Source organism: Streptomyces sp. NPDC055078, assembly GCF_053607985.1.
This window is the reverse complement of record NZ_JBSGUP010000034.1, coordinates 17,334-28,131: the sequence shown is the minus strand read 5'-3', so window position 1 is coordinate 28,131 and position 10,798 is coordinate 17,334. Positions and strand designations below refer to the sequence as shown.

General features: G+C 71.3%; 9 protein-coding genes. 1 reads left to right on the top strand and 8 read right to left on the bottom strand.

What is annotated here, in order from left to right:
• The 3 genes from ACWF94_RS05410 to ACWF94_RS05400 form a co-directional block, all read right to left on the bottom strand.
• Positions 1–192: PHP domain-containing protein (locus ACWF94_RS05410; protein ID WP_453484909.1), on the bottom strand; the 192-nt coding region annotated here is incomplete at its 3' end.
• Position 193: 1 nt separating this feature from the next.
• A complete protein-coding gene (locus ACWF94_RS05405; RefSeq protein ID WP_453484907.1) occupies positions 194–868 on the bottom strand; it encodes a TetR/AcrR family transcriptional regulator in 675 nt (224 codons plus the stop codon).
• A gap of 84 nt (positions 869–952) precedes the next feature.
• Positions 953–1,828: an AfsR/SARP family transcriptional regulator gene (locus ACWF94_RS05400; protein ID WP_453484905.1), complete on the bottom strand. Its 876-nt coding sequence runs from the start codon at positions 1,826–1,828 to the stop codon at positions 953–955.
• A gap of 683 nt (positions 1,829–2,511) precedes the next feature.
• Between ACWF94_RS05400 and ACWF94_RS05395 the strand changes: the two genes are divergently transcribed.
• Positions 2,512–3,327 carry an AfsR/SARP family transcriptional regulator gene (locus tag ACWF94_RS05395; protein WP_453484912.1) on the top strand — a complete coding sequence of 272 codons (816 nt, stop codon included), beginning with the start codon at positions 2,512–2,514 and terminating at the stop codon, positions 3,325–3,327.
• A gap of 254 nt (positions 3,328–3,581) precedes the next feature.
• Here the strand turns inward: ACWF94_RS05395 and ACWF94_RS05390 are convergent, their stop codons facing one another.
• From ACWF94_RS05390 to ACWF94_RS05370, 5 genes are read right to left on the bottom strand one after another with little or no spacing between them, the layout of a single operon-like run.
• Complete coding sequence (locus ACWF94_RS05390) at positions 3,582–4,685, bottom strand: 50S ribosomal protein L11 methyltransferase (protein ID WP_453484903.1); 1,104 nt, start codon at positions 4,683–4,685, stop codon at positions 3,582–3,584.
• Positions 4,685–6,088 carry a glycosyltransferase family 2 protein gene (locus ACWF94_RS05385; protein WP_453484901.1) on the bottom strand — a complete coding sequence of 468 codons (1,404 nt, stop codon included), beginning with the start codon at positions 6,086–6,088 and terminating at the stop codon, positions 4,685–4,687. The genes ACWF94_RS05390 and ACWF94_RS05385 overlap by 1 nt, the downstream gene beginning before the upstream one ends.
• Positions 6,088–7,752, bottom strand: a complete 1,665-nt coding sequence (locus tag ACWF94_RS05380) for a carbamoyltransferase C-terminal domain-containing protein (RefSeq protein WP_453484899.1) — start codon at positions 7,750–7,752, stop codon at positions 6,088–6,090. The genes ACWF94_RS05385 and ACWF94_RS05380 overlap by 1 nt, the downstream gene beginning before the upstream one ends.
• A gap of 27 nt (positions 7,753–7,779) precedes the next feature.
• Entirely contained in the window at positions 7,780–9,684 is a 1,905-nt protein-coding gene (locus tag ACWF94_RS05375; RefSeq protein ID WP_453484897.1) for a DegT/DnrJ/EryC1/StrS family aminotransferase, read from the bottom strand.
• Positions 9,681–10,796: an NAD-dependent epimerase/dehydratase family protein gene (locus ACWF94_RS05370; protein ID WP_453484895.1), complete on the bottom strand. Its 1,116-nt coding sequence runs from the start codon at positions 10,794–10,796 to the stop codon at positions 9,681–9,683. The genes ACWF94_RS05375 and ACWF94_RS05370 overlap by 4 nt, the downstream gene beginning before the upstream one ends.
• Positions 10,797–10,798: the final 2 nt, after the last annotated feature.

Genomic DNA, 10,798 nt, shown 5'->3' with positions numbered 1-10,798 from the left:
CGTCACCCCCGCCTTCACCGCCGAATGAAAGAAGTCGTACGCGCCATGCAGATTCCCGTGATCCGTCATCGCGATATGCGACATACCCATCTCATCGCACGCGGCGAACATGTCCTTCAACCGCGCCGCACCATCCAGCAGCGAATACTGAGTGTGCACATGCAGATGCGTGAAGGGGTCGTACGCCGCCATCTCAAGCGCCGTCGCTCTCCTGGCCGTTGTTCCCTTGACCGTTGTTCCCTTGACCGTCGTTCCCTTGACCGTCGTTCCCTTGACCGTCGTTCTCCAGGCTGTCGGCGATGGCGCGCAGACCGATGACCATGTCACGGGCCGAGGGAGCCCGTTCGGGGTCGATCAGCCACTGCTGGGTCAGTCCGGCGAACAGCGCCATATGCACGGATCCGACGGCGCGGGCGGTCTCCGCGTCGTCCTCGGCGGTGATGCCGTGGAGTTCGGCGGCGAGCCGGGGACGGGAGTTCTCGTAGGCGTCGGCGATCTGCCGGCGGATCTCGGGGGAGCGCTCGGCCTCGGTGAAGGCTTCCGTCGCGGCCACGAGCATCGGCCGGTGAGTGACGCCCGCGTCGACGGCTCGCGCCCACATGCCTTCGAGCCGCTCCCGGACCCCGCCGGGCGTGGTGGCTCCGGCGGACACATCCGGCTCGGGGCGCATCGCCTTCTCGCCCCACTCGTGCAGCACCTCAAGGAGGGCGGCGTTGAGGAGGGCGTCCTTGGAGCCGTAGTGGTAGTTGATCGTCCCGACGGGTGCGTTGTCGGCCGCCGCCGCGATGTCGCGCGAGGTGGTGCGGGCGTAACCCCGCTCCTGCAGACAGCGCTTGGCGCCGACCATGAGCTGTTCACGATGTCCCATGGCCGACACCTTACAACAGACTTGAACGTCCGTTCAGAACGCTCATTCAGAACATTCGTTCAAGCCCAGTGGAGGGGCGGGCGGTCAGGGCAGGGGCGCCGGGTCGCGCCGGAGGCCGGGCGGCTCAGGGCGGCGGGGTGTGGCGAGGTCGTCGTGGAGAACCCGTTCGTACAGATCGCGCAGCTCCCCGCAGGGCTCCATCCCGAACTCCTCCACCAACTGGGACCGCAGCCGGTGGTAGGCGGTGATGGCGTCGCTGCGGCGCCCGGCGAGGCACAGCACGGTCATCAGCCGATGGCAGACGCCTTCGTTGAGGGGGTCCTCGACCAGGTGGGAGCTGAGTTCGCCGATCAGCTCCTGGTAGGAGCGGCCGGTGAGCAGATCGGCCTCGATCCGCCGCTCCAGCACCGCGAGCCGGTCCTCCTCCAGCCGGACCGCGTGCATTCTGAGCGGCCGGCCGGCGCTGAGATCGGCGAGCGCGGGCCCCCGCCACAGGCTCAGCGCCTGGCCGAGGAGGGCGGCGGCCCGGTCGGGGCGGCCGTCGGCGAGGGCAGCGCGCCCGGCCCGGGAGAGCCGCTGGAACTCCTGCACATCGAGGGAGCCCTCATCGATGTGCAGGAGGTAGCTGGAGGCCCCGGTGACGATGAAGCGACGCGTCGGCCCGGTCGCCCCGGTGGAGCCGGGCCCCTCCCCGCCGCCCACCGGGCGGCCACTCCCCGGGCCCGGGGCCTCGTCGAGGACCAGGAACCGGCGTCTGAGCTGGAAGACATACGTCTGAAGGGTCCGCACCGCGCTGGGCGGCGGCCGGTCGCCCCACAGCTCCTCGATGAGCAGCGGGGTCGGGACCGGCCGGTTGGCGTTGAGGAGCAGCAGGGCCAGGACCTTGCGCGGCTTGGGGGCCGTGGGGGTGACGAGACCGGGGCCCACGACCGACATCGGCCCGAGCAGACGAAACTCCATGAGCTTCCCTCCGGGAGTGACAACTCCAGTCCGAGGAGACAGCACACACTGGCACGGAAAACCGTCTGTCGAGGCACTGTGGAACGCCGCCCCGATAAGAGAATCCCCTTATCGACCCGCCCCACCGACAGAAAACCGAAGAACTCTCAGAAAGCCTGTCCGCACCACTATTTGGCTCCTCAACGTAGCATGTCCACACACCCCGAGGAACCCGAACAGAAATCCGCACAGGCATACCGGCCAAGGGCGATCAAGGAATTCCAGGTAATCCGTCATCCCCCTTCAACAGCCCTGCCACCTGCGATGAACGTCCTGAAAAGATCTCAGATCCCACCCCGAAAGGTAATACAATGGGCGCCCCCACTTCCCCTGCCGGGCGCTGGTCCGCATTTCCCGCGCGGGCCCCTTTCGGCCGGGATACGCCCTTCCGGGGTCGGTCGTGGCGTCGCGCGAGCGCCCCGGCGCGTAGCCGTGCTCCGGGTGGTACCTCGATCGGGTGATGCCTCCGGGGATGGTCCCGGGCGAGGGACCGTGCCCCGGCGGCGGGGCGTTCGCCCACCGGCCGTACCACCCGGCGGAACTGGCATGCTCTGCGCACCGCGCTCTCGGCAGCGCCGTCCGCCGATGGCGTTCACGGGCGGGTACGTCCCCGTACCGCTCCGAGGGAGGTCTCCGTGCAGTTCATGGTCCTCGGCCCGCTCCAGCTCGCGGGCGGGAACGGGCCCACCACCATCTCCGCGCCCCGGCTGCAACAGCTCACCGCCCTGCTGGTGATGGCCAGATCCCGAACGCTGCCCCTGACCGCGATCCGCGCCGAGCTGTGGCCCACCGGGCCGCCGCCCACCGCCGGGACGACGATCCGTACCTATGTGCACGAGCTGCGCAAGCTGCTCCCGGGGGACACCGGCCGCTCGCTGACCACCGACCCCACCGGCTACCGGCTGACCGTGGGCCTGGACGATGTGGACGCCTTCGTCTTCGAGCGGCTCGCGGAGAGCGCCCGTGCGCTGTTGCGCGGCCGACCGGCCCCACAGCATGCGCCGACTCCGCCCCACGCGCCGACTCCGTACCAGGTCGGACACGCCGCCGACCTGCTGGGCGAGGCACTCGCCCTGTGGCGGGGCCGCCCCTTCGCCGGGCTGCCGACCGGGCCCCGGCTCGAACTGCATCTCGCCGCGCTGGAGGCGGCCTGGCTGCGCGCCGCGCACCTGCGCATCCATACGGATCTGCTGCTCGGGCGGCACCGCGACCTCATCGGGGAGCTGAAGACCCTGGTGAGCGAATACCCCCTGGACGAACGGTTTCTGGCCCAGCTGATGATCGCGCTGCACCGCTGCGGGCGGCGCGGGGAAGCCCTCACCGCCTACCGGGGCTATCAGCAAACCCTCCGGGGCGAGTTGGGGGCGGACCCGGCGCCGCCGCTGCGGCGACTGCGGAACAGCATCCACGCGGCGCGGGACGCGGACCCGGTGCCTGCGCACTGGACGATCCCGCGCTGACGGACGATCCCGTCCTGACGGACGACTCCGTGCTGACGGACGAGCCCGCGCCGACGGACGAGCCCGCGCCGACGAGGCGGGCGCTCCCACCGGGTCCGCGGCCGTGGCCGAGGGGTGTGACGGCCGGCCGGGGGGCGGCGACCGTCACGGTTCCACCCTCGGTGCGGGGTGTCAGGAACGGTTCGAGGATGCGCGGTGACCGTGAACACGGACAGGGGCGCGGCCCCAACCCCGGCGGGCGGTGGGTGCCGTAGTCAGGAGGGGAACAGCCACCGGTAGATGTCGTCGTCGCGGAACGTGGCCGCGTGGTGCGGCGAGTGGCGGGCGAAGGGGACGTCGGGGGCGCCCTGGCGACGGATGGTGCCGGTGATGTCGTAGTCGGGGTGGCGGCCGTCGTCGCTGAGCCGCCAGGCGAAGGTGGTGTCGATGGTGTCGCCCGCGCGCACGGGGATGCCGGTGAGGAGGAGGGGGAGGTAGACCGGAAGCCAGCTTGAGGGCTGGCGGATGGGGTCGAGGAAGATGCCCGACTCGGAGCCTGCCTGGAGGATGGGCCGCAGGACCAGGCCGGTCAGCACATCGTCACGGTTGACGGTGAGGGTGAACCGGTCCTCGCCGGATGTGCGCAGATCGCCGTTGAAGAGCAGTTCCTCGGTCTCGGCGGTCTCGGTCAGGAGGGTCTCGCCGACCTCGCCGTCCAGGCAGAGCCGGACGTCGAAGGGGTGCCCGACGGCCTCGAAGATGTTCTGTACGGTCTCGATGCCCTCAGGGGCGAGGACGAGGCCGTCCGGGAAGTGGGAGGCGAGGGACGCGCCCGCGACGGCAGTGACGCAGCGGTGCGGGATGGAGAGGCCGGACCCGCCCATGAAGCGCTCGCGAGCGTCCAGGATCGCGGCGGCGGCGCCCTCGGAGCCGCCGATCGAGCCGATGATCTCGGAGACACAGACATCGATCGGCTCGGGCAGTGAGACACCGGTCGATACGCCCTCGATCACGGTGATCGTATCGCTGAACCCGGCCTCGTCGACGGCCTTGCGGGCCGCCTCGGCCCACTCCGGGATCACCTCGACCGCGTACACCTTCCGGGCACCGGCCTTGGCGGCCTCGACCGCCCAGTTGGCGTCCCGGCCGGTACCGATATCGAGGACGGTACGGTCGGGGACGAGCTTCTTGATGGCCTCGACGTACACGGCTTCGCAGAGCACGTCGTCGTTCATCACGTCATAGGTGTCGTCGCTGTAGACGGGGTACTCGCCCTCGCTGGGGAAGACGTACACCCCTTCCTTGGTCGCGGGATAGCCCGTGCGCGCGGTGAGCTTCCGTGTCCCCGCCGCAAAGGTCGTCAGATTGATGGACGCCATCACAGCTCCCCTTCTCGATTGGTGTGGTGCAGGGCGGTGTCGTGGTGCACGGCGGTGGCATGGTGCAGGTCGGTGTCATGGTGCAGGTCGGTGTCCTCGTGCAGGGCGGTGGCGGTGAGTACGCCGTTCTCCAGCCGGCCGTGCGGGGCGATACCGAGCACCGCGGTGGAGAGCGACGGCCCGCCGCCGTAGTGGCGCGGGCCGAAGACCACGGCGTGCATCGCGTGGCGGCGGACCTCGGAGACGATGGCCGCCTGGTCCGGGTGGGGTGCCGGGAGCAGCAGCCAGCGGCGCTCGCCGACGCCCCGTACCGCCGTCGCGATGATCTCCCCGGCGCTCAGTCCGGCCGCCGATGCGAGCAGTACGCCCTCGGCCTTCGGCTCCTCGCACAGGGTGATCGCGGGTTCGGCGGCCAGCCGCTCGCGCAACTGCCGGGAGCCGCCGCGCAGGTGGAGCCGCAGCTCTCCGTCGGCGCCCGCCGCGCGGCGCAGGGTCTCCTCCAGGAGGAGTGACTCCGCCGGTTCCGGGTGGCCGGCGGCGAGGGCGGGTACGGCGGCGGCCGGGCCCCCGGCCCAGCGCGCCAGGACGTCGTCCGATGTGGTGGGCCAGCGGGGGGCGAACCAGGTGCGCCAGTGCTCGGCCTCGGCGAGACGGCGGCTCTCCTCGATCCAGTCCTTCGTCTCGGCGGTGCCGAAGGCGGACAGCTCGCGCAGATCGTCGTCGGTGAACACCCGCTCGCTGCTGACGCGGTTCTCCTCCTTGCGCAGGGCCTGCCGTTCGCTGCGGTACTTGTAGTGCCGGATGAACAGATCCTCCGGCGCTCTCTCGCACGCGTCCGCCCGGTCGATGCGGTGCTTTCCGCCGTACACCTTGGCCGATGGGTCGTAGCGGCTCACCACCTTGCTCGGCTCGTCGTCGAAGCCGACCGACGCGGTGGTGGTGCGCAGGAAGGCGTACGGGCCGGGGCCGCCCCCGTCGAGGGTGTCCTGGAACATCTGCCGCTGCGGCAGCCGCAGCAGATTGAACTCGGGGGGCAGCCGGGCGAGATACCGTTTCGCGCCCTCGGGGAAGTACACGTACTCGTCGCAGTCAAGGAAGAACACCCAGCGGACACCGGGTGTCTGTCCGGCCCATTGGTAGTGGTCGGTGAGATGGCGGTCGTAGCCGACACGGTGGTCGAACCGGTAGCGGACCGGCAGCCCCTCGTCCACCAGCGACTGGAGGATGTCCACCGTCCGGTCGGTGCTGCCGTTGTCCACCACCCGGACGGCGTCGAAGCCCATCGCCAGATGGAAGCGTACGAACGCCTCGATGGCGTCCTCCTCGTCCCGGCAGACGGCCAGGACCACATCCATCGGGGGGGCGTCGCCGGAAGCCATCGGAGCCGCGTCGTTCACACTCATCAAGCGTTTCCTCCGGTGCCGAGAAAGTGTCCGTCGACGACGAGCGCGTCGAGTCCCAGTTCGCCCACATCGGCCACGACCTGCGTCAGATCGTGGGCGATCGTGCGGCCCGGCGCGTTGAGACTGGTGTTGAGCAGCACCGGGTCGCCGGTCAGTCTGCCCATCTCCCGGCAGACCTCATGGAGGAAGGGATCGGCCGATGCGTCGATCGCCTGCGGCCGGGACACCCCGTCCGGGCCGGTGACCGAGCTGAGCCGGTCGCGGGCCTCGGGCCGTACGCGATACGAGTCCAGCATGTAGTGGGACGCCGGGGACGCCCCGTCGCCGAAGTAGCGGACGAACTCCTCGCGCGGCAGCATCGGCGCGAAGGGGCGGTACCACTCCCGCTTCTTCACCTCGTCGTTGAGCCGGTGGCGGACCCTGGGGTCATTGGCCCGCGCCAGCAGCGAGCGGTGCCCGAGGGCGCGCGGCCCGGCCTCGGCGCCGCCCCGGGCCAGGGCGAGGAGCCCGCCCGACGCGATGATCTCGGCGACCGCCGCGGGGGACGCGGGCCGCGCCGTATGCCCGGCGGCGGTGGCGCCCGCGACGGTGACATGGTCCTCGGTGTGTTCGGGCACGCCCGGCCAGCCGATGCCGCCGGGCCAGCGCAGCCCCGACTTGAGCCCGGCCCACACCGCGCCGCCGACGAACTGGGACGCGTCGTGCGCGAACGGCGGGATGAACACCGGGAGCCCGCTGATCTCGCGTATCTCCCGGTTGGACACCACGGACAGGGCGCAGCCGCCGCCGTAGAGAATCCCGATCGGCTCGTCGGTGATCCCGGCGTTCCTGATGTCCTTAAGGGTCCGCGCGCAGCCTTCGGCCACCTGCTCGCGGAAGCGGTGGGTGAACAGCTCCTGCGCGGAGGCGGCGAGGTCGAGTGTCGTGGACAGTTCATGGTTACGGGGGTTGGCCCCGGTGAGCCGTTCGGCCTCGGCGGAGGCGTTGTCGGCGGAGCCGAGGCAGTAGCCGTTCCAGGTCTCCACGTCCGGGTCGAAGCTGTCCCGCGCCAGCCGCTCCAGCTGCTCGACATGGCGGAGTCTGGCCGAACCCCACGCGGACAGGCCCATCAGCTTGCCGCAGTTGCTGAGATCGCCGTTGCCGTAGAAGATCCGGCCGAACAGGTCGCCGAAGACCGCTCCGTTGAACCAGCGCTCGGCCGACACCGGGGTCAGCGGCGCCGGGGCCGGGCTCTCCAGCGGAGTGCGCAGATCGAGCCAGCCGAACCGGGGCTGCTCGGCGTCGAAGACGATGGTCAGATACACGCCGGGGCCCGCCAGCGGCAGGGTGGTCGCCGCCAGGACGTGGAAGTAACCGTGCAGGTCCGGCTGGGGCAGCACCCGTACGGGGCGGCCTTCAAGATCGACCGTGGCCGGCCCCTTCGCCACCGCGCCGTACCGCTCCCGCAGCAGGTCCTTCACCAGTTCGGGGCGGGGCGCGGTGACCGATTCCAGCCGGTCGAGCGGCAGCCGGTCGAAGCAGGTGCCGACGAGGGAGGGGAGCCAGCCCTCCTGGTTCTTCACCCGGGTGATGCGCTCGAACTCGGTGTAGCCGATCACCCCGCTCTCGTCCACCGCCGCGAAGCCCGCGTTGTGGTCGTCGTACAGCCCTACATGGACACCCATGGGTCAGACTCCTTCACGGCTTCGGGTTCAGTGGCCGGCCGCGTCCCCGGAGGGGGGACCCGCCGACGCGAGCAGATCCTCGAACTCGGGGAGCACGATGCCGACGATCGTGCGTACGGTGCTGTCCGGGATCTCGCTGGAGATCGGCAGGCTCACCAGGCAGTCCGCCACCCGGTCCGTGACCGGCAGATCGGGTGTCGCCAGATGGGCGTACGCGGGCATCCGGTGCACCGGCCGGTAGTAGGGGCGGGTCTCGATGCGGTAGTCCGCGAGGCGGGCCGCCAGCCGCTCCGCGATGGCGACAGACGGTGTCACCACGGAGATGTCCTTCCAGGTGGGCAGGGTCCGGGGGTCGTCCGGCGCGACCAGGCGCAGCAGTTCGCTCTCCGCCAGCAACTGCCGGTAGAGCGCCGCCGAGTCCCGGCGGCGGGCGAGCCAGGTGTCGAGCAGCCGCAGCCCCGCCAGAGCGACGGCCGCCGCGAATTCGGGCATCCGTCCATTGACCCCGCCCGCGTCCACACAGGTGTAGTTGTCGCCCAGGCCGTAGCGGCCGAGCTGCCGCAGCCGGTGCTCGATCTCCGGGTCCCGGCAGGCGATGGCTCCGCCCTCACCACTGGTGAGAACCTTGGTGCCGCTGAGGCTGAAGACCTCCATATCGCCGAACGACCCGGCCTTGCGGCCGTCGATCGTGGCGCCCAGCGCGGCGGCGGCGTCGCTGACCAGCAGGGCTCCGTACCCGGCCGCCACCTTCTCCAGCTCCGGCATGTCCGCGGGGATGCCGTGCGAGTGCACGGGCATCACGGCGGCGGTCGCGGGCCCGATGAGCCGTTCGGCCTCCTGGGCCGTCATCCCCAGCGAGGAGGGGCCGACATCGCTGAACACGGGGGTGAGCCCGGCCCTCAGGATCGCGTTGACCGTGGAGGGGAAGGTGTAGCTGGGCACGATCACCTCGGTGCGGCCCGGCCTGCTGTGCCGTACGACGGTCATCGCCATGCCCAGCGCGGTGTCGCCACTGGCGGTGGCGACCACCGAGCCGGTGCCGAGGTAGTCGGCCAGCGCCACTTCCAGCTCGGCGCAGTACGGCCCGTTGTTGGACACCCGCCGGGTGGCGGCGATCCGGTCGACGGCCGCGTGCAGTTCCCCGGCCGGGGGCAGGCTCGGCGTGGAGATCCGCGCCCAGGAGCGCTCCCGGCTCGCATGGTCCAGGACCTGTTCCGCCGCGACACTGGTGAAGCGGGCGCCCGCCGCCCGCATGGCGGCGAACTTCGCGTACGGGGAGCCGTCGTCCCCGGCGGTGCGCCGCCACGCCGACCGGTAGAGCACCGAGGAGGGGACGAAGACCGGCCCCCGCGCGAAGCGCGCCCGGGTCGCCGGGTCGTTCCAGTCGTCGTACTCGACGGTGTGACGGCCCAGATTGGCGTCGAGCACCCGGGCCGTGCCGTAGCAGAGGTCCGCGCCGGTGGTGACGAGCGCGGCGAGACCGTCGTCGAGATGGCCCGGCAGGAACTCGCCGTCCTCGTCAAGCAGGGCGATGACATCGCCCCGGGCCAGCTCCTCGGCGCGGCGCAGCGCCGCGGCCGGTCCCGTCCGGGGCACCTGCTCCGGGTCCCCCTCAGGGGCTCGCCCCGGCCCCGGCACCGGTTTCGGCTCCGGCCCGGACTCCGGTTTCGGGCCGGACTCCGGTTTCGGCCCCGGTTTCGGCTCCCCCTCAGGGTCCCGCACCGGCCCCACCTCGCGGTAGCGGATCCGGGGTTCGTCGAAGGCGGCGACGACCCGTTCCACCTGGGTGTTGCCGGGCGTCTCGCTGACGACGACGAGTTCCCAGTGCGGATACCGCTGGGCGAGCACCGAGGGGATGGTCCGCTCGGCCAGCAGATACGGCTTCCGGGAGCAGGGCAGAAGAATGCTGACGAGCTGGTCGTACCTGATCACCGAACCGACTCCCTTGGTTGACGTTTCCCCGGTCCACCGACCCGCCAGCGCAGCTCAGCGTCGACGGCGCCATCGGCGAGCAGCGCCCTGATCGCGTCGCATCTGTTCTGCGGTGCGCCCAGCGCCTGTTCGAGCGAGCCGAAGCGGGCTCCGACGCCGTCGATCGTCTCCGCGACGGCGGCGGCGAAGTCCTCGTCGAGCCGGATGCCCAGCGCCCGGAGCTTGCCGCCGTCCACCAGGTAGTCGCGCGAGTCGCCCGCGCTCGCCTCGGTCTCCAGCGGTACGCCGAGGACGTCGACCATGTGCGCGGCGATGTCCCGGATGCGCCAGGCGCCCTGCTCCCCGGCCACATTGAAGATCTCGCCGCCCGCCTCGGGCAGGGAAGCGAGGACCCCCTCGATCGCGGTCGCGATCTCCCGTACGTGCACCATGGGCCGCCGCTGGCGGCCGTCGCCGTGCAGGACGACCCGCTTGCCGAACAGACCGCAGGCCGCCATCCGGTTGACCACCAGGTCGGTGCGCAGGCTCGGGGACGGCCCGTACGCCGTGCCGAACCGCAGGACGACCGGGGCGAACCCGCCGTCCCGGGCGGCGAGCAGCCGGGTCTCCGCGCCCAGCTTGGTGCGCGCGTACCGGCTGAGCGGCGCGGGCGTGTGGTGCTCCGCGCACACCTCGGCGGAACGCCCGTAGACACTGCAACTGGAGGCGAAGACGAAACCGCGCGCGCCGGCCCGCCGGGCGGTGTCGGCGAGCTGGACCGCGGCTTCTTCGTTGACGGCGGCGGCGAGGGTGGGCCTCAGGTCCGCGCAGGCGTCGTTGGACAGTCCGGCGAGATGGACGACACAGTCGATTCCGGCCAGTTCGGCGACACCGATGTCACGGACATCGACGCGCGGCGGCCCGTCCCCGGGCGGCTGGAGGAGTCCGGCACCGGCACCCACCACCCCCTCCCCCGACGACCGGAAGAGACCGGCACCGGCACCCACCTCCCCGTCCCCCGACGACCGGAAGAATCCGGCGTCGACGGCGACCACCTCGTGCCCGGCCCGCTGGAGCCAGGGGCCGACGACCTGTCCGATGTAACCGAGCGCGCCGGTCAGCAGGACCCTCATGT